This window comes from Haloferax chudinovii (genome assembly GCF_042663345.1).
Lineage (GTDB): Archaea > Halobacteriota > Halobacteria > Halobacteriales > Haloferacaceae > Haloferax > Haloferax chudinovii.
In genome coordinates this window covers 338,371-356,304 of the sequence record NZ_JBHTAB010000001.1, presented here as the reverse complement: position 1 = coordinate 356,304, position 17,934 = coordinate 338,371, and the positions used below count along the sequence as shown (strand labels likewise).

The following is a 17,934-nucleotide window of genomic DNA, read 5'->3' as shown; positions in this document are numbered from 1 at the left end:
ATAGCAATTAAAATACGAACGATAGCATGGAACACGAACGTCCCGAGACGAGGAGTCGGTAATGCTCGAAGAGTTCGTCTCGCAACTCGACCCCGTGGTCGTCCGCCTGTTCGTCGCGGCGGCGTTAGGTATGTTCCTCGGGTTAGACCGTGAGCGGTCGAAGAAGAGCGCCGGCGTTCGGACGTTCACCCTGACGAGTCTCCTCGGAGGCATCGCCGTCGCGGTCGGGAGCGACATCCTCCTCGCGGTCGGCGGGCTGTTGGTCGTCGCGCAGGCGGTGTTGCTCGGGAGTCGCGGGCTGTTCGACCGCGGGCCCCACGAAAGCGACGCCGACGGAGCCGACTCGCGGGTCGACCGCGACGCCGTCGATGATACCGATTCACACCGCGATGGAAACCGCCGCGACGACGCCGGAGTCGCCGGGTTAGACGACCTCGGCGTGAGCCTCTCGCTCACCACGTCCACGTCGCTTCTGGTCGCCTACGCGGTCGGCGCGGCGGTCGTAAGCGGCTTTGTCATCGAGGGGGTCGTCGTCGCGCTCACCTCGTCGCTCCTGTTGGTCCTGCGGCGTGAACTCCACGGGTTCGCTCGGCGACTGACGACGGACGAGGTCCGAAGCGCCGTCGAGTTCGCCATCATCGCGTTCGTCGTCTACCCGTTGCTCCCCGAGGGACAGGTCGGCCCGTGGGACGCCGTCAGCCCCCGAACCGTCTGGCTGCTCGTCGTCGCGGTGAGCGCAATCGGCTTCGTCAACTACGTCATCATCCAGCGGTACGGCGAGCGGGGCATCGCCATCACGGGGTTTTTCGGCGGACTGGTGAACTCGACGGCCGTCATCGGCGAGATAGCCGGTCGGACCAGCCGAAACCCGTCGATTCGGCCGCTCGCGGCCGGCGCGATTCTGATGGCCGACGCGGCGATGGCGCTTCGGAACCTCTCGCTCGTCGCCGTGTTCGCGCCGGAGCTCGCGGTCGAGGTGGGCGTTCCCCTCGGACTCGTCGCGCTCGTCGGGGTGAGCTACGCGCTTCACTCCCGGGAGTGGGGCGTCGACCTCGACGTGGTGTTCGAGTCGCCGTTCAGCCTCGAAAGCGCCCTCCGATTCGGCGTCTTTTTCCTCCTCGTCCTGCTCGCCTCCGCGGCGGCACAGGAGTACTTCGGCGCGACCGGGTTCGTCGTGACGAGCTTCCTCGGCGGGTTAGTGTCGAGCGGATCGGTCGTCACGACCGCAGTCACGCTCTACGGCGGCGGCACCATCGGCGAGACGACCGCCGTCGTCGGCGTCCTCGCCGGCACCGCCGCGAGCATCGCGGTCAAGGTCGCGCTCGCGGCGAGCGTCGACCGGGAACTCCTCGGGCCGGTGGCCCGCCGGAGCGCGCTCCTCGTGGCCGCCGGCGTCGTCGGCGTCGTCATCGTCACCACCGTCGCCGTTCAGCCCTGAGCGGGGGCGGGCGGAGCGGACGGGAGCGGACGCGAGCGGTCGGCACCGACGCGGGTGTGCGACCGGCGGGCAGACGGGTCGCCGCACGAGCCGATGGCTTGAGGTACGCCGGGGGCTATCGTCGCCCCACGTCCAACAAGCGATGATACTCGACTCGACTCGACGAGACCGTGGCGAACCGCGCGGGGAGCGACACCGGTCGGCTCGGAAGCCGAACGGAACGAGGCACGTCCTCGGGAGCGCCTGAGCGTGTCGGACGCGACGCGCGCCGCGCTCGCCGCGGGAACCCTCGTCGCCCTCGCCGCGACGAGCGGGAGTCTCTACTTCAGCCTCGGCCTCGGACTGACGCCTTGCGACCTCTGTTGGTACCAGCGCATCCTGATGTACCCGCTCGTCGTGGTGCTCGGGGTCGCCGCGGTCGAAGACCGACCCGGGGTCTGGAAGACGGTACTGCCGCTCTCGCTCGGTGGCCTCGCCTTTTCGGGGTACCACTCCTATCTGCAGGTCGCGCCGGGCGCGACTTGCACCGTCGGCGGCCCGTGCACGTCCATCCAGTATCCCATGCTCGGCGGTCTCCTGACGATTCCGCGACTCGCCTTCGTCGGGTTCGCCCTCGTGACGGTCCTCGCAGTCGCCGTCGCCCGCCTCGGCGGGGCCGACGACGGGTGGGGGATGTAACGTGACCGCGGTCGGGACCGCGCTCCGAGCGCCGTCGTCTCGCTAACTCTCGTCGAGGTCGACCATCGGACCGGGGTAGTCGACGCCCAGCTCGACGCCGTAGGACGACTGTTCGTCCTCGCTCAGTTTCCACGGCTCGCGGGCGTACTCGGCGGGTAACGCGTCGAGTTCGGGGAGCCACGTCGTCACGTACTCGGCGTCCTCGTCGTAGCGCTTCGCCTGCCAGCGCACGTCGAACGAACGGTCCCGCGAGTCGTTGCCGACGCCCGCGATGTAGGCCCAGTTGCCGTAGTTCGACGCGGGGTCGTAATCGACGAGGCGCGTCTCGAAGTAGGCCGCGCCGCGTCGCCAGTCCAGTCGGAGGTCGTTTGCGAGGAACGACGCGGCGTTCTGTCGCCCGCGATTCGACATGTAGCCAGTCGCGTTCAGCTCCCGCATGTTCGCGTCGACGAAGGGGATACCCGTTTCTCCCGCCGCCCAGCGCTCGAACTGCGCGTCGTCGCTTCGCCAGTCGATGTCGGTCCGCTCGCGGATGCCCTCGCGGCGGAAGAAGTCGCTCCCGTGTTTGGCGAACTGGAACTGGAAGAAGTCGCGCCAACGGAGTTCGAAGACGAGCCAGTACGTCGAGTCGTTGGCGACCCGCCGGTCCTCGTAGCGGTCCACCTCGGCTTTGACGTACCGCGGCGAGAGACAGCCCTCGTTCAGCCACGGCGAGAGCTTCGAGGAGTAGTCGGCTCCGAGCAGTCCGTTCCGCGTCTCCTTGTACTCGCGGAGGTGGTCGCCCGTCCAGATGTACGACTCCACGCGGTCGAGCGCGGCCGTCTCGCCGCCGTCGAAGGGGAGGACGCCGCGGTCGTCGGGAGCGGGGTCGAACTCGGCGTCCGGGGTTCCGACGAACTCCGAGACGGGAGGACGTTCGCCCCCGTCGGGCGCGTCTCGGGGAAGCGGCGGGACGGCCGGTTCGGGAAGCGGGTCGCGGCCGGCGGGGTTGCCGACAGCGGGGTCGCCGACGCGCGCGCTTCCGTGCCCAGTCTCCGCGTCTGTGTCGGCGTCTTCGGCGGCCGATTCGACCGCCTTCCGAAACGTCGTGTACGTGTCCGGGAGCTCCGAGAGCGCCATCGGGAGGTCATCGAGGTGGGTGAGCGTGTGGCCCCAGAAGCGCCGGAGTTCGACGCCGTCGTCTCGGAGCTCCGTTTCGACCGCCGATTCGACCCGCGACTCCTCGGGCGTCGGGCGCGTGTGGACCGTCACGAAGTCGGCGTCGACGGCGGCGGCCACCTCGGGGAGGACGGACTCGGGGCGACCCTCGCGGACGAGGAGGTCGCTTCCGCGGTCGCGGAGCGACGACCGCAGGTCGGTCAGCGATTCGAGCCGGAAGCGGACGCGGTGCGCGCCGGTCTTCTCGAAGTCGAAGGAGTCGGCCCCACCGAACGGTCGGTCGCCGTACTCTCGGGGGTCCACGCAGTAGACGGGAACCACGCGGTCGGCGTCACAGGCGGCCGCGAGCGCCGCGTTGTCGTGCAGGCGGAGGTCGCGGCGGAACCACGCGAGCGAAGTTGACTCGGACATCGTCGGCGGCGCTTAGGATGGGGCTGACTTGAGTCAAACGGCGGATTCAGGGCTAGTGGAATCTGACGGACCGCGACCGTGTCTCCGAGCTACGTCCGGCTTCGCGTCTGTAAGCCGAGTTCCGCGCCGGCGACGACCGCGACCGCGGTGAGCGCGAGACCGGCGACGAGCCGCGGGTCCACCTCGCCGATGACGGGGACGCCCATCCAGCCGGCGACGAGGAGCGCGAGGCCGGCGAGACACGTCGCGAGCGACAGGAGCGCCAGCGGTGGCTGTGTCGGCTCCGCGTCGGCCAAGAAGTAGTCGAGTTCGGCGGCGCTCGACCCGAGCGAGACGGTCTTCGCCCGCGAGTCGTACGCGACGATGCGGAGCGAATCGAGTTTGGGCAGATGCGTCTGGTGCAGTGAAATGTAGACGCTCTGCCGGACGTTCTTGGGGGGCGGCGACTCGCCGGACTCTATCTCGGCGATGTGCTCGGCGAGGTCGCCGACCGACTCCGGGCCGTCCCCGTCGCGCAGTCGTTCGAGCGCGAGCCGCCGCCGCTCGTTTCTGAGCACGTCGTGGATGTCCGCCTCGTCGAGCGAATCGTCCGCCGACTCGTCCACGGTCGGCGACTCAGCGTCGACCATCGCCCCGCTCAGAGCCAGTCATCGGGCTTCGTGTCGTAGTCGACCTCGCCGGCGGCGATACGCGCTTCCAGTTCGGGGTCGAGGTCGTGTTCCTCGAACGACTCGCCGTCGTACCGAATCCGGATGGCCCGCTCTTCGGGCGTCGGCTCGCGCCCCCGTCGCCGGGCGACTTCCACCTCGTGTTCGTCGAACTCCTTCGTGATGGTCATCAGATTCACCGGGCGACCCCAGAGGTGGTAGACGCGCTCTAAGACGCCCTTCGCCTGTTTCATGTCGAGGATGACGCCGTTGTACTGGTGGCCCAACAGGAGCTCCCCGCGGTTGTCGAAGTTGCCGTCGTACACCGCGATGGTCGGCTTCCCGAAGTTGGTGAACTGGAACAGGAGCTTCTTTTTCACGTCGCGGTACTCCGACGAGGAGACGCGGAACTGCTGTGACGACTGGGAGAACTCGTAGGCGAAGTAGTGGTTCGCGCGGACGAACTCCTCGGAGAGGAACGCGTCGAGGAACGTCACGTCGTTGTGACTCTCGCGAATCTCGCGCATGCGGTCCCACCCGGCGGTCTTGTCCACGTCGGCGACGGCGTCCGCGACGCTGTCGTACACCTCGTCGTCGAACATGTACCGCGAGAGCTGTTCGAGCTCCGAGCGCCGAATCCGACTGAGGAACCCGCGGTTCTGCGCTTTGACCAGCGAGTAGTGTCGCTCCGCGAGCCCCGCGTAGGTGAGGAGCTTCCACGGGTAGGCGTCGAGGTCCAGCGAGTCGTCGCCCGAGAGCGCTCTGTCGAGCGTCTCGTGGTCGACTCTGGGGTCGTCGGGGCCGAGCTCGGACAGTTCGTCGAGGGAGTCGGCGCTGACGCCGTCGATGGCGGGGTCCGCCCGGAGGAGTTCCTGCACCTCGTCGAAGTCGACCGTCTCGCGGAAGTTGCGCCACGTGACGCCCTTCACGCGCAGGAGCTTGTCGGCGACCTCCGCGCGGTTCGTCGAGTTCTCGATGTACTCCCACAGCTCCTTGCCGAGTTTGTAGGGGTTGAGCCCGGGCGACCCGAGGACGCGCGACTGGTGGTCGGCGTAGGTGACGAACTCGTCCGTGCCGGCGAACTGCTCGTCGGCCATCATGAGCGACTCCCAGTAGGCCGCCCACCCCTCGTTCATCACCTTCGTCATCTTCTGGGCGGCGAAGTAGTACGCCTCCTCGCGGAGCATGTCGAGGACGTCCTTCTGCCACGGCTCCATCTCCTCGGCCTTGCCCGTCTCCTCGTCGTACCGCATACCGTGTTCGCGGACGTACGCGAGCACGTCCTTCCGGGGGTCGGTGAGCTTCGCGGCCTCGCGTTCGGCCTCTTCGACCGCATCGAGCCACGCGTCGTCGAACACCTCGCGGCGCACGTCGTCGGAGATATCGAGGCTGTCCAACTGGGCGCGGATGTCCTCGGGGATGTGACCGTCCTCGTCGGCGGCGGCCTCGCGGATGGTCCGGTGCTGGTCGATGGTGTCTTCCAGACAGAGGACGGCGTCGATGAACTTCTCCACGTCGTCCCGGCTGATTTCGGGGTTTTCGACGTACCGCTCGATAGTCTGGGCGTGGCGTTCGAGCATCGCGGCCGCGGCGAACTGCCCCTCGTCGGAGAACAGCCCGAACCACTGGTTGTTCTTGAAGAAGTCCGAGTGCGCCTCGACGTGGGTGATGACGGCCTTCTGGTCGGCCAGCGAGTTCGACTCTTGGAGGAAGGCGTTCGCCGGGTCGTCGTTGTTGACGATTTCGAACGCCTTGCCCATGCCGAACTGGTCGGTCTTCCGCTGGCGGTCGTACGTCATCCCCCACCGCCAGTGCGGGTAGCGCTCTTGGAACCCGCCGTAGGCGATGAGCTGGTTCATCTCGTCGTAGTTGACCACCCAGTAGTTCACCGGGTAGGGGTCGAGTCCGAGCTTCTCGGCGAGCGCGCCGGCCTCCCGGACGGGCTCGTCGAGTCTGGCGGCCTCGCGCTGTGCGTCTCTGCGGTGTCGTCTGAAACTCATTCTGCTGTCGCCTCCGTGCTGAGGATGGTGTAGATGGCGTCGATGACGTCGTCGGGCTCCGAGACGTACGCGACGACGACGTTGCCCTGCTCGCCGAGGCTCCGTTCGACCTCTTCTGCGTGGGTTGCGTTGATTGCGGTCCCGCCGGGCTGGGTCTCCACGTAGGCGTGGAGGTTCGCGTCGATCTCCTCCATGAGCGGGACGACGCGCTCTTTCGTGTCGTTCGAGGAGTTCTCGGAGTCGCCCGCGGCGAAGACGTAGCGGTTCCACTCGCGCCACGGGTAGCGCTCGTCCAAGACCTCCTTGGCCAGTTCGTAGGCCGACGAGATGCGCGTCCCGCCGCCCGAGCGGATGCCGAAGAACTCGTCGCGTTCGACCTCCCACGCCTCGGCGTCGTGGGCGATGTAGACGAACTCGGCGTGGTCGTACTTGCCCGTGAGATACCAGTCGAGCGGGGTGAACGTGCGCTCGACGAGTTCGCGCTTCGTCTCCCGCATCGACCCCGACACGTCGCGGATGTTGACGACCACGACGTTCGACTGCTTCTTCTCGACGACCTCGGGGTGGCGGTAGCGCTCGTCCTCGCGGCGGAACGGAATCTCGCGGAGCCCCTCGCGGCGGATACGCTGGATGGGAGTCGTCCGCTCGACGTGCTCCTCCATCTCCGCGAAGGTGGCCCACGTCCCCCGCTCGTCGTCCGAGATGCGGCCCCACTCGTCTTCGATCCACGCCATCGAGACGAGGATGTTCTGCTCGCGACACCACTCGAACACCCCGCGGGCGGTGGTGCCGTCGACTTTCATCGCCTCGCGGACGAACTCCTCGTCGAAGTCCATCGCCAGCTTGCGCTTCAGCCCCTCCTTGAACAGGCGCTCGAAGTCGAGGGTGCTGTGGGGGCCGCTCCGGGTGATGTCGGTGAAGTCGCCTTCGACCTCTTCGATGACCTCCTTGCCCTTCGGCTCGAGTTCGAGGCCGAGTTCCTCGTCCAACGCCTCGGCGAACTGCTCGGGGTCCATCTCGTAGTACTCGTGTTCGGCCCCTTCCTCGCCGGGCTCGCCGTCTTCGCCCTCGCCGTCGCCGGGTTGCGGCTGGCCGAGCGGCTGGCCCACGTCGGGCGTGCCGCCTTTGCCCTGTCCGACGCCGCCCATGTCGAGGCGGTCGTACTTGAACTCCGGCAGGTCCACGACCTTGATGGGTATCTTGATGTCTTTCGACCCGGACGCGCCGAGGTCGCCGTAGGAGATGAACTCCTTGAGGTCTTCGCGGCGCTCCTCGCCCACTTCGCGGAATCGTTCGAGGTCGTCTCTCAGTCCCATGTGTGGCTCACCTCCTTCATCACGGCGCGGCTGGTCAGCTCGGCCGACGCGGCGGTGTAGCCGCGGTCGACCAGTTCGTCGATGGTGCGCGCTTTCACCCGCGCCGTCTCGGTGTTCGCCGGCGGGTCGTCCCACTGCCGGGGGTCGAGGTCGGAGAACAGCCGCCGCACGTCCTCCCAGTCGTGGGTTTCGAGCACCGTCCGGATGACCGGAATCTCGGTGAGGTCTACGTCGGAGACCGTAAAGCCCTCGTCGCGGTTCTCCCACGCGTAGCGGTTGAGCGCGGTGATGACCTTCTCGTTGCGGAACTCCTCGACCGACTCGGCGGGCTCGTTGCCCTCGTAGTCGTCCGGCGAGAAGCGCCCGAGGTGCTCGGTCTCGAACAGTTTCATGAGAAGCGGGTCGGGGTCGACCGGCCCGCGCTCGGTCTCTATCTGTCCGTCGGACGCCCACGCGTAGACGTGTTCGACGTACTCCTCGACCGTCTCGCGCTCGACGCCCTTGTCGGCGAGAAGCGCGTCGAGCACGTCCGCCTCCTGCTGGTCGAAGATGTACGATTTGACGGTTGCGATGCGGCCCTCGTACTCCGAGGACTCCGCCCGCGAGAACACGGGCGCGTCCGAGAGTTCGGCGACCATCTCGTCGAGCACGTCGGTCGGCATCACCACCGACGACACGTCGAGGTCGGGGTGTCTGCGGTCGACGCGGTCGTGGAGCAGGTCGGCGATGACGTCGCGGGTGAACGTCACGGGAATCCCGTGGGTCCCCTCGTCGTCGCCGACGAACTCGAACGCCGACACCTCGCGGCGCTGGTCGCCGACCTGCAGGTAGCCGCGGTCGAACAACAGCGCCTTGTCCACGAGGTCGAACTCGAGGTCCGGGTCGCGCGGCACGTCGTCGCCGTCGAGGCGGGTCACGACGCTGTAGAGCGCCGCGGCCTCGACGGTGTGGGGCGCGAGCTCGCGGGTGCGGACCTCGCCCGGCCCCTCCCGCACGTCCAGCGAGACGGCCTCGGCGACGCGGTCGGCCATCGCCTCGGGGTCGTCGGTCCAGACGCTCGTCTCGTTTGTCAGCTCGCGGCGGATGAGTTCGGCCTCCAGCGAGAGGTTCGTCAGGTAGCGGAACTCGTGTTTGTTGAGCCGGCGCTTGAGCGCCTTCAGCGGGTCGCGACCGTTCCTGTCGGCGTACTTGTCGAGTTCGGCGTCGAGGTCCGGGTTCGAGATGATGACGAGTTGAGTGTCGATGTCCATCCCGATTCCCTTGTCCAGTTTGACGTGGCCCTCGTCGGGGACGTTCAGGAGCTTCTGGAGCAGGTCGGCGTGCTGGGTGGCGTCCTCGACGATGGTGAGGAGGCCGTTGCCCTGCGAGAGCACGCCGTCGTAGCTGAACGCCTGCGGGTTCTTCCGCCCGCGGGAGTTCAGTTCGCGGAGCATGCTCGGCATCCACGACCCCACCAGTCGCTCCTTGGGCGAGCCGTCGTCCTCCGAGTGGAGAACCCCGACGCCCCGGCCGACGTCGACGACGTAGTTCTTCACCCGGAGGTGTTTCGGGTCGGTGACGGCGCTGAAAAGGTCGGGTTTCCCCGCCCGGCGGAACTCCTCTTCGAGGTAGGTGTACGCCTCCAGACAGAACGGGTCGAGGTCCTCGTCCACGTCGATGGGGATGTGGTCGCCGTTCCTGCTGTTGAGGTCGGCGAGCAGTCGCTTGCGCACGTCGGCGGGGAACACCGAAAGCGGGTGCGACTGGACCGGGCTCTCGTACCAGTCCTCGTCGTCGGCGTCGACCTCGCCGCCGTAGGACAGCCCGCGGGTGTCGTCGGCGTTGGCGACGTTCCACTCGACGGTGTAGCGCCGCCCCGCGTCGGTCTTCGAGTACTCCCGGAGGCCGTTGATGAGACAGCGTTTCAACTCGGATTTGCCCGTGGCCGTCGGGCCGTCGAACCAGACGATTTTCTCGGCCTTGCCGCGGTCGGCGGCGATGGTTCGCAGGTCGTCGACGAAGGCGTTGAGCACCTCCGTGTTGCCGAGTACCGCGTGCTCGCCGTCGTTTGCGGGGTCGTCGAAAAAGCGGTAGCGCTCTTTCTTCTCGCCCTGTTCGACCACCTGTCGGGTCCCCATCGACTCGATGGCTTCCAGGAGGTACTTCGACGCGTGGGAGGCGATAGACGGCGACTCGAACGCGGCGTCGACGTACTCGCCGAGGCTCATCGGCTCCTCGTAGGTGCCGCGGAGCGCCTCGTCGGCCTCGCGGATGTAGTCTCGCATGGTCACCCCTCGAGTTCGGTCTTCGCCACCTCCGCACCGGCGAACTCGAGCACCTCCCGTGCGCCGTCGCGCGAGTAACCCTGGTCGACGAGCGCGTCGATCCACGCGTTGCGCTCGTCGTCGTCGAGCTCGTTCGCGCTCACGAGCGCCGAGAAGTTGATGTTGTGCTTCTTGTCCTCCCAGAGTTTGCGTTCGAGGGCGCGGCGGAGGCGGTCGTTGTCCTGCGGGTTGAACGACGTGCCCTCGCGAGCGCGCCGGGAGACCCAGTTGGAGACCTCCTGTCGGAAGTCGTCCTTGCGGTCCTCGGGGATGTTGAGCTTCTCCTCGACGGCGCGGAGGAACTTCTCGTCGGGCTCTTGGTCGCGGCCCGTCAGTTCGTCTTCGACCGTCGCGTCGTCGATGTACGCCATGACGTGGTCCATGTACTTCTCGCCCTGCCGGCGAATCTCGTCGATGTCGTAGGCGAGGGCGTGGCGCACGTCCTCGATGGCGCGCTCTTTGTACTCCTCGCGGACCATCTCGAGGTAGCGGTGGTAGCGTTCGAGGTTCTCCTCGGGAATCGACCCGTGGTTTTCGAGGTTCTCTTCGAGGTGGGTGAAGGATGACAGCGGCGAGAGGTAGCCCCGGCCGCGGTGGGTCGCGTCCATGATGGCCTCGGCGATTTCGTCGCCGATGAACCGGGCGGAGACGCCGTCCATCCCCTCTGCGATGTCGGCTTTCTTCCCGCCCTCCTCGCGGAGTTTGCGCACGTCGACGTCGTCGCCGTCGTCCAGCTCGCCGTTGTAAGCCTTCGCCTTCTGGACGAGCGAGATGGTGTCGGAGTCGGGTTCGACGATGCGCGTCAGGACGCCGAACAGCCCGGACATCTCCAGGGTGTGCGGCTCGACGTGGATGTCGGGCACGTCGGCGTTCCGGAGCATTTTGCGGTAGATTTCGGCCTCCTGTTCGTATTCGAGGACGTACGGGAAGTCGATGCGCTTGGTCCGGTCGTTGAACGCCTCCATCTTCTCGTCGCCCTTCTTCTCGCGGTATTCGGGCATGTTCGTCCGGCCGACGATGACCTGGTCGATGTCGATTCGGGGGTTGTTCTTCGGCTTGATGGTCTGTTCCTGCGAGGCGTGCAGGAAGTCGTAGAGGAACTCGCGCTGGAGCTTCAGCAGTTCCTCGCCGGAGAAGATGCCGCGGTTCGCGTTACAGAACGCGCCGGCGTAGTCGAACGCCCGCGGGTCGGACTCGCCGTACACCGCGAGCTTCGAGTAGTTGACGTCGCCGGTGAGTTCGGTCTCGTCTTGGTTCTTCTTGTCCTTCGGCTCGAACGTCTCGATGCACTGGCGTTTGTTCTCGGAGGCGACGAGCCGGATGACTTCGATGTGGTTCTCGACGACCTCCTCTAAGTCGTCGTCGTAGTGGGCGAGCAGTCGGTCCATGTAGAACTCCGAGGCGGGGTCTAACGCCTGGTCGTTCCGGATGGTGTAGGGCGCGTCGAGGTTCTCGTTCAACTGCTCGATGACCACGTCGCGCTGTTCCTGCGGGAGCAACACGAGCGGGTCCTGATTCATCGGCGACTGGACCACGTCGTCGGACGGGTCCTGGTCGCGGATGACGTCGCCGATGTTCGTCCACCGGAAGGTGTACATCCGCCCCTCGTCGGACATGGTGTAGTCCTCGAAGTAGCGGCGGGAAATCCAGTCGAAGTGGGACTTCCCGGAGCCGACGGGGCCCAAGAGGAGTTTGATACGCTTTTCGGGGCCGAGGCCGCGGGCCCCCGATTTCACCTTGTTGACGAACTCGTGAATCGACTCGTGGACTTCGCGGCCGTAGAAGACGTTCTCTCCGTCGTGAAGGGGGTCTTCGGAGGCCATGAGGTACTCCACGACGCCCGCGTCCTCGTCGTAACGGGTGCCGTAGAAGTCGAACATGTCCGCCACGCGCTGGTGGGCGTTGCGAGCGATCTTTGGGTGGGCGTAGACCTCTTCCAAGTACCACGCGAAGCTCTTGGCCTCGCGGAGGTCCGCGGGCACGGAGTCTTTGTAGTGCTTGCTCAGGTCTGCGAGTGTTTCAATTTCGCCGGTCATTGTTCGTGGAGCCTCGTCGGACCAGCCGTCCGGAGACGACCGAGGGCGACGCGCCCGCGTTCGCGGGTCGCAGACGACACCTCCCGAGCCACGGACCCGCGGCGACAGACCGCGGGCGGTGAATCGAAGTGCGTCGCCGCCGCTACGCGCTCACAACAGGTCGGCGACGGGCGACAGAATCGGCGATTTGCGGACGATGCGTGACGGCTCGCTCGGCCCGGGGACCGAGACTATCAATCAATGAGGGGCGTTAACATATAACGCTTTCTGTGAGAGTAGTCAACTGATTGTCTCGAACGCCGACTAATCCAGATACGTACCACATCGAGTGACCCTCCAACTGGTCGACGTATGTCGATTTAATCGGCGGTTCAGTCGGTTGGCGGTCCCGTTAATCGGGTCGGTTGGGATTCATGTCGTCTGTGGTGGGTCGCTTTCGAAGGGCAGACCTGCCCCGGTCGAGGCGGCGTCGCGGCGTCGCGGCGACCGCGGGCGCGACCAGCAGACGCGGCGGAAGCGGGAAGGCTTAGGACGCCCGACGGACTAGCACGCCTATGACCGACCTGCCCGACGGGTGGACCCTCTGGAACGACGAACCCGAGGGGCGGCGCATCCTCGCGTTTCGGCCCGACGTGTTCAACGAGAGCGCCTTCCCCGCCGAGTGCATGCCAACCGTCTTCGTGTGGAACGGGTCGCGGGCGAACCGTCCGGGTGCGACGCAGATTCGCACCGAGACGTGGCACGCCGTGCTCTCTCTCGAACCCGAAATCGAGGTCGTCGTCGAGGCGTTCGACTCCCGCGAGGCGGCCGTCGAGGGCGCGACCGACATCGCCGGGCGGTTTTCCGACGGCGAGATAGACTACCGGAGCGCCTACCAGGTCCCCCGCGAGGACTACTTCGAGAAGCTCGACGAGCTGACCGGGCGGGAGCCTTAACCGCCTCGCAGGAGAATTCCCGCTATGACCTCCGTCACTCTCGTCGGTGCCCGCCTGACCGACCCCGGCACCGAGTTCGTCTACCACGGTGAATCGAGCGCCTGCGAGGGCTGTCCGTATCGCCGCCAGTGTCTCAATCTCACCGAGGGCGTCCGCTACCGGGTCCTCGACGTGCGGGAGAACACACAAGTCCTCGACTGCGCCGTCCACGACGAGGGCGTCCGCGCCGTCGAGGTCGAACCGGCCCCGGTCACGGCGAACGTTCCCTCGAAGGGCGCGTACGCCGGGAGCAAGGCCAGCCTGCAGGGTCCCTGCCCGCACACCGAGTGCCCGAGCCACGAGTACTGCGTCCCCGAGGGGGCGGAGTTCGACCAGGAGTACCGCATCCACGACGTGGTCGGCGACCCCCCGCACGACCACTGTCACCTCGACCGGAACCTGACGCTCGTCGAGTTCGAACCCGCCGACGAATAGGTTTTTGCGGTCTCCGATTCCGACGGGGTGACTCTACTCCTCGACGAGAGACGCGTCGCGCGGGGGAAACGAGAGAGCCGACCGACTACGGGAGCGTGCCGACCTTCTCGCCGGCGTAGCCAAAGATGTCCGCGTAGCCGTACGCCGAAAGGAGAATGGGGTAGAACTCGCGGTCGGCGACGAACCGCTCGGCGTCGGCGCGGGCGAACGTCTCGCCGGCGGCGACGGGTTCGAAGTTGGTCGCGTGGACCTCGTACTGGTCAGCCGGCGGCTTGGGAAGCCGTTCGAGCAGGCGGAACACGTCGAGGCTGTTCTCCTCGGGGACGCCGAGTTTCAGCCGGTCGTCTTCGGTCTGCGAGTCGGGTTCGTCGGGTGCGCCGCTCTCGCTTCCCCCGTCGCTCGCAACCGCGGGCGCGGGGAGAGCGTTGGTCGCGGTGAGGAACGCCCGGATGAGCCAGTAGGCGTTGTCGGCGGCTTCGTCGGACTTCTGGAGGCCGGCTTCGGCCTCGATGGTGTGGGCGTGTTCGATGAGGCGGCCCTCCGCAAAGTGGTTCGTCTCGACGGCCACGTCGACCGGGAGCCGGGGGAGAATCGACCGGGAGATGGCGTCGACGGCGTCCACGATGGCGAAGGGTTCGGCGTACGACTGGGTGGAGTGAATCGAGAAGGCCGTGGTGCCGCGGACCTCGCGGCCGAGGTCGTGGGCGAGGCGTCGCTCGTGGCTCTCGGCGTTTGGGTCGCCGGGGAACGCCCGGTTGAGGTCATCGTCGAGGTAGCGCTCGTCCGCCGCCAGCGCCTCCTCGTTGGCGACGATGAGCTTCACCGGCCGCTCGACGTCGGGGTCCTCCGCGACGAATCGCTCGATGGCACGAGCACCACAGGGCTCGTCGCCGTGGATGGACCCGACGACCGACACTTCCGGCGTGCCGTCACCGAGTTCGTAGATTCGCATTGCCCGTTTCTAGGACTGGACGCTAATGGACCTTTAGATTCTCCCGGTTCGCGCCGCTTTCGCGAACGCACGCGCCGAGACGGGCGGCGTGGGACAACCGCGACTCGCGGCCTGACGCGGTCAGTGGTCGAGTTCCTCGGCGTACTCGTAGTCGGCGGGGTAGGCGGTCGCGCGGTGTCCGTCGAGGGCTATCTGCCAGCCGTGGAGCGCCGTCGGGTCGTCCAGCGCCGCCCGGAGGGTCTCGCGCACGTCGTCCACGTCGACGCCGTAGAAGTCGTCCGGGACGCCGCGAATGTACTCCAGCGCCGTCTCGAACAGCGACCGCATCCCGCATCGTTCTCGAAGTCGAAGTGTTTGTACGCGCCGGCGGCGACCTGCACCATCCCGTGGAGGAAGGCGCTCTCGGCGGTCCCCGCGCCGTAGTTGTACCACTTGTCTTCGAAGATTGACTGCGTAAGTGTAAAAATTCTAAGAATTATGGTGAGCGGACATGATGGTGAGCACCCGGCCCGTGCGTTTCGTCCGTTTGGGACGAGGTGAACGCAAGCCGGAGCCGCGGGAGTGCGGCCCCGGACTCAATCAAGTGACAACGAACCCGACCAAGACGCACCGTGAGTGAGTCTTTGGGTCCGCGTTGCCCTTGCGGGCACGTGAGTCCACGGCCGGCGACTATAAAGAGGCTCGAGATTAACCGTTTTCTGACACTTACAAACCACTTTACAACGCTATCTCGGACGTATTGATGTTTGATTTATGAAATATCTCCGCATGGCCTCAACCATGTCGCAAGACAACACCGACCGACACCGCGGGCACCGAACGCACCGAGAGCATGAGCAGGAGCATGGCGGACCCCTCCGAGGTTGAGGCGGCCGTCAAGTCCGCGTGGGGCACCGAGGGGACCACGCCAAGGCGGCCACGGTGGAGAAAGAGGCCGCCCGCGTGTTTCGGTGGCAATCGGAGTGGCGTATGACCTCGGAGCTTGAGGACCTCCTTGAGCGAGTCGAGGATCTTGAGGAGCGCGGAGCAAGAAAAAAATCTCTCTCGGCCGGCCCCCTCGGCGGACACCACGAAAGTATGGGTCCGCGTGCACGAGGGGATACGCTCCGATTTAGAGGCGTGGGTCGCGGACCCCGAGAACAACGCGCAAAAGCACGAGGTGCTCCGGGCGATTATCAAAGAGCGGCTCAAGGGTGGCCGCGCCCGGCGGACCGAGGAGAAACTCGCCAGCGTGGTGGACACCGCCGAGGGCCTCTTGGCCGAGGTTAATCCCAACTCCGAGGACGGTCTCACTCACCGGGAGAAAGTCACGTTGGCTATCGCCAGCAACCTCGGTGAGGCCTTTGATGAGGAGACCCTTTCCGGTACGATTGACGCCGAGACCTCGGGGAGCGACTACTACCACGAGGAGTATGCTCCGAGGGTCATTGAGCACAAAGGCGTGAGGTGGTGGGAGAAACAGCACAGGCCAGACGTGTTTCTTGCTCTCGACGTGTGGGACGCCAAAATGACCACCGAGATACTCCGTAACCTCGGTGGCACCGTGGAGGGCACCGGCGAGTCGCCACCGCCACCGTTCACCAAAGCCGAGTTTACTCAAGCCGCCAAGGCCGCGGGTATTGAGGAGTCTGATTGGAACCGGGAGACCGCCAACAAATACCGGGAGCGGGTGCTTGACCGGATTGAGTTTGCGTGGAATCCCGAGACCGAGCGGTTTGAGCCGGGTGACGGGGATACGCCGGACGCACCACACGGCCGAGACACCGAGGAACCGGCCGCCGAGGCGGAAATGGACGCGCTCATGGCCGCCGAGGTGGCGACGGACGGCGGGAGGGACCGGCCTTGAGCCGTCCCGAGTTGGCCCTCGGCACCTACGCGGTGCACCGTTGCGAGACGGTGCCGGCCACCCGTGACGCGCCGGCCGTGCACGTGGTGCTCCCGCCCCGCCGGCCGGGCGAGACGCCGCTCTCGGACCTCCGGGACGCCGGGCACCGCGTGGTGGCCTACGGGGTGCTCCCCGAGGAGATACCGGAGTGCTCCGAGGCCGAGAGCTATCCGGGGTGCGAGCACCTTCTTGTCACGTCGGTCCGGGAGTAGGACCTCGGCCGGCTCCACCCGTTACCGTTCGGCCAACCGACGCCGAAACTCCACCATGTCCCGCGGGTGTTGGTGGTCTCGTGCCCATTGCTTGACCTCGACCGCTCCGTCGCACCGCTCCGCCGTCTCGCAAATCGTGCACTTGGCGGTAACGCCAATCACCATGATGGGGTTGTCCGTCTCGGGCATTTCGTCGGCGTATTCCATACGCGGGATGTTACCGTGACGACAAATAAAGGTCCGTTGCGGGATTAGCCGGCCGTCCGACGGGGTTACGTGAGTGGGGCCCAAAGTTGGCCCCATGAACGACCACACCCGAGACGACACCGTAGGTCCGCCGACCTCCGGCACTCCGACCGGGTGGGACGCCGACCGCGGGCCGTCAAACGGGTGGGAGCACGGCACGCTCCGGCGGGCCGTGATTCACGGCGTGCGGCTCTACAACTCGGGGGAGTTTCACGAGGCCCACGATTGTTTTGAAGCAGAGTGGTATAACTACGGGAGCGGCACCATGGAGAGCGCGTTTCTCCACGGTATGGTGCAGGTGGCCGCGGGAGCGTACAAGCACTTTGACTTTGAGGATGACGCCGGTATGCGCTCCCTCTTTGAAACCGCCCTCCAATACCTCCAAGGCGTGCCTCGGGACTACTACGGCGTGGACCTACTCGACGTGCGGACCACGCTCACCAACGCGCTCAATGACCCGACGGTGCTCCACGGGTGGGAGATTGAGCTTGACGGGGAGCACCCGGTGGCGCGAGAGGTGGACCGAGAGTATGCCGAGGCGCTTGAGTGACCGTTACAATTTGTTCACACCTTACAAACCAATTTCGAAGCAGTCGCAGTCGTGGCTCTCGTGGAAGTCACCGGAGTTGAACAGGCGAACGCCGTGTTCGACCGCCCGCCGGAGCGTCGCGTGCTCCCACGTCCGCAGTTCGTCGTCCCACCCCGACGGGTTGCCGAGCGGCGGGGCGACGCTCGGGTCGCGGGTGTGTTCGTCCATGTAAGTCAGGGCGACCGGGAGGCCGGTAACTCCATCGGTGGCGCAATCGGTCGCGCGGTTTTTCGTGCTGGCGCGACAACGGTCGGGCGTGACGGACGCGATAGCATGCACTTACTGCGGGAGCGACGTCCGGCGTCACGACCCCGTCTTCGTGGAGGAACTCGAAGCCGGAACTCGCGTGGCGGCAGGCGCGTTCTGCAACTACGCGTGTCTTTCGTCGCACATCGACGCGGCGGGGCTCGCAACCGGCGCGTCCTGCGAGTGGCGGCCGGAGTGAGTGTCGTCGGCGGTTTCCTCGTCGCCGAGCAGTTCGGCGGCGTCGTCTGACGTTTCGCAACGTTTTAGCGGGCTCCCTGTCGTACTTGAGTACGCGCGAGGGTAGCTAAGTCAGGAAAAAGCGGCGGACTCAAGATCCGCTCCCGTAGGGGTCCGTGGGTTCAAATCCCTCCCCTCGCACTTCTGCCGAAAAACGACGCGATGAGCGGT

General features: G+C 66.3%; 16 protein-coding genes, 1 tRNA gene and 2 pseudogenes. 9 read left to right on the top strand and 10 right to left on the bottom strand.

Features of this window, described 5'->3' with window-relative positions; all coding sequences use genetic code 11:
- The first annotated feature begins 61 nt into the window (after positions 1–61).
- Together ACFQI8_RS01730 and ACFQI8_RS01725 are read left to right on the top strand one after the other, a co-directional pair.
- Positions 62–1,438 carry an MgtC/SapB family protein gene (locus ACFQI8_RS01730; RefSeq protein ID WP_390242445.1) on the top strand — a complete coding sequence of 459 codons (1,377 nt, stop codon included), beginning with the start codon at positions 62–64 and terminating at the stop codon, positions 1,436–1,438.
- 249 nt (positions 1,439–1,687) lie between these two features.
- Complete coding sequence (locus ACFQI8_RS01725) at positions 1,688–2,116, top strand: disulfide bond formation protein B (protein ID WP_390242444.1); 429 nt, start codon at positions 1,688–1,690, stop codon at positions 2,114–2,116.
- A gap of 42 nt (positions 2,117–2,158) precedes the next feature.
- Here ACFQI8_RS01725 and ACFQI8_RS01720 read toward each other — a convergent pair whose 3' ends face one another.
- From ACFQI8_RS01720 to ACFQI8_RS01695, 6 genes are all read right to left on the bottom strand, one after another.
- Positions 2,159–3,685 (bottom strand): DASH family cryptochrome, encoded by a 1,527-nt coding sequence (locus ACFQI8_RS01720; protein WP_390242442.1) that lies wholly within the window; start codon positions 3,683–3,685, stop codon positions 2,159–2,161.
- Between the two features lie 89 nt (positions 3,686–3,774).
- Positions 3,775–4,314, bottom strand: coding sequence for a DUF7344 domain-containing protein (locus tag ACFQI8_RS01715; RefSeq protein WP_390242440.1), 540 nt, complete (start codon positions 4,312–4,314; stop codon positions 3,775–3,777).
- Between the two features lie 8 nt (positions 4,315–4,322).
- The gene (locus tag ACFQI8_RS01710; RefSeq protein WP_390242438.1) at positions 4,323–6,332 is read right to left on the bottom strand and encodes a SpoVR family protein; all 2,010 of its coding nucleotides are present in this window, start codon (positions 6,330–6,332) and stop codon (positions 4,323–4,325) included.
- Entirely contained in the window at positions 6,329–7,648 is a 1,320-nt protein-coding gene (locus tag ACFQI8_RS01705) for a YeaH/YhbH family protein (RefSeq protein ID WP_390242436.1), read from the bottom strand. Before ACFQI8_RS01705 ends, ACFQI8_RS01710 begins: the two co-directional genes overlap by 4 nt.
- Entirely contained in the window at positions 7,639–9,912 is a 2,274-nt protein-coding gene (locus ACFQI8_RS01700; RefSeq protein WP_390242434.1) for a PrkA family serine protein kinase, read from the bottom strand. Before ACFQI8_RS01700 ends, ACFQI8_RS01705 begins: the two co-directional genes overlap by 10 nt.
- A 2-nt stretch (positions 9,913–9,914) precedes the next feature.
- On the bottom strand, positions 9,915–11,987 hold the full coding sequence (locus ACFQI8_RS01695) for a PrkA family serine protein kinase (RefSeq protein WP_390242432.1): 2,073 nt from the start codon (positions 11,985–11,987) through the stop codon (positions 9,915–9,917).
- 554 nt (positions 11,988–12,541) lie between these two features.
- Between ACFQI8_RS01695 and ACFQI8_RS01690 the strand changes: the two genes are divergently transcribed.
- Both ACFQI8_RS01690 and ACFQI8_RS01685 read left to right on the top strand, forming a co-directional pair.
- Entirely contained in the window at positions 12,542–12,922 is a 381-nt protein-coding gene (locus ACFQI8_RS01690) for a DUF5820 family protein (RefSeq protein ID WP_390242431.1), read from the top strand.
- A 24-nt stretch (positions 12,923–12,946) separates the two neighbouring features.
- Positions 12,947–13,396 (top strand): UPF0179 family protein, encoded by a 450-nt coding sequence (locus ACFQI8_RS01685; protein WP_390242429.1) that lies wholly within the window; start codon positions 12,947–12,949, stop codon positions 13,394–13,396.
- A gap of 85 nt (positions 13,397–13,481) precedes the next feature.
- Here the strand turns inward: ACFQI8_RS01685 and ACFQI8_RS01680 are convergent, their stop codons facing one another.
- Complete coding sequence (locus ACFQI8_RS01680) at positions 13,482–14,348, bottom strand: M14 family metallopeptidase (protein ID WP_390242428.1); 867 nt, start codon at positions 14,346–14,348, stop codon at positions 13,482–13,484.
- Positions 14,349–14,468: 120 nt separating this feature from the next.
- Positions 14,469–14,794: pseudogene (locus ACFQI8_RS01675) on the bottom strand (DUF309 domain-containing protein); the annotation flags it as partial.
- A 548-nt stretch (positions 14,795–15,342) separates the two neighbouring features.
- Here ACFQI8_RS01675 and ACFQI8_RS01670 point away from each other — a divergent pair.
- Together ACFQI8_RS01670 and ACFQI8_RS01665 are read left to right on the top strand one after the other, a co-directional pair.
- Positions 15,343–16,194: a hypothetical protein gene (locus tag ACFQI8_RS01670; RefSeq protein WP_390242426.1), complete on the top strand. Its 852-nt coding sequence runs from the start codon at positions 15,343–15,345 to the stop codon at positions 16,192–16,194.
- Positions 16,191–16,445 carry a hypothetical protein gene (locus tag ACFQI8_RS01665; RefSeq protein WP_390242425.1) on the top strand — a complete coding sequence of 85 codons (255 nt, stop codon included), beginning with the start codon at positions 16,191–16,193 and terminating at the stop codon, positions 16,443–16,445. The genes ACFQI8_RS01670 and ACFQI8_RS01665 overlap by 4 nt, the downstream gene beginning before the upstream one ends.
- Before the next feature lie 21 nt (positions 16,446–16,466).
- Here ACFQI8_RS01665 and ACFQI8_RS01660 read toward each other — a convergent pair whose 3' ends face one another.
- The gene (locus ACFQI8_RS01660) at positions 16,467–16,652 is read right to left on the bottom strand and encodes a hypothetical protein (protein WP_390242424.1); all 186 of its coding nucleotides are present in this window, start codon (positions 16,650–16,652) and stop codon (positions 16,467–16,469) included.
- Positions 16,653–16,746: 94 nt separating this feature from the next.
- Between ACFQI8_RS01660 and ACFQI8_RS01655 the strand changes: the two genes are divergently transcribed.
- Positions 16,747–17,241 carry a DUF309 domain-containing protein gene (locus ACFQI8_RS01655; protein WP_390242423.1) on the top strand — a complete coding sequence of 165 codons (495 nt, stop codon included), beginning with the start codon at positions 16,747–16,749 and terminating at the stop codon, positions 17,239–17,241.
- Between the two features lie 45 nt (positions 17,242–17,286).
- Here the strand turns inward: ACFQI8_RS01655 and ACFQI8_RS01650 are convergent.
- Positions 17,287–17,448 (bottom strand): annotated as a pseudogene (locus tag ACFQI8_RS01650) (DUF309 domain-containing protein); the annotation flags it as partial.
- 88 nt (positions 17,449–17,536) lie between these two features.
- Here ACFQI8_RS01650 and ACFQI8_RS01645 point away from each other — a divergent pair.
- Together ACFQI8_RS01645 and ACFQI8_RS01640 are read left to right on the top strand one after the other, a co-directional pair.
- Positions 17,537–17,725, top strand: a complete 189-nt coding sequence (locus ACFQI8_RS01645) for a hypothetical protein (protein WP_390242422.1) — start codon at positions 17,537–17,539, stop codon at positions 17,723–17,725.
- Between the two features lie 95 nt (positions 17,726–17,820).
- A tRNA-Leu gene (locus tag ACFQI8_RS01640) sits at positions 17,821–17,904 on the top strand.
- Positions 17,905–17,934: the final 30 nt, after the last annotated feature.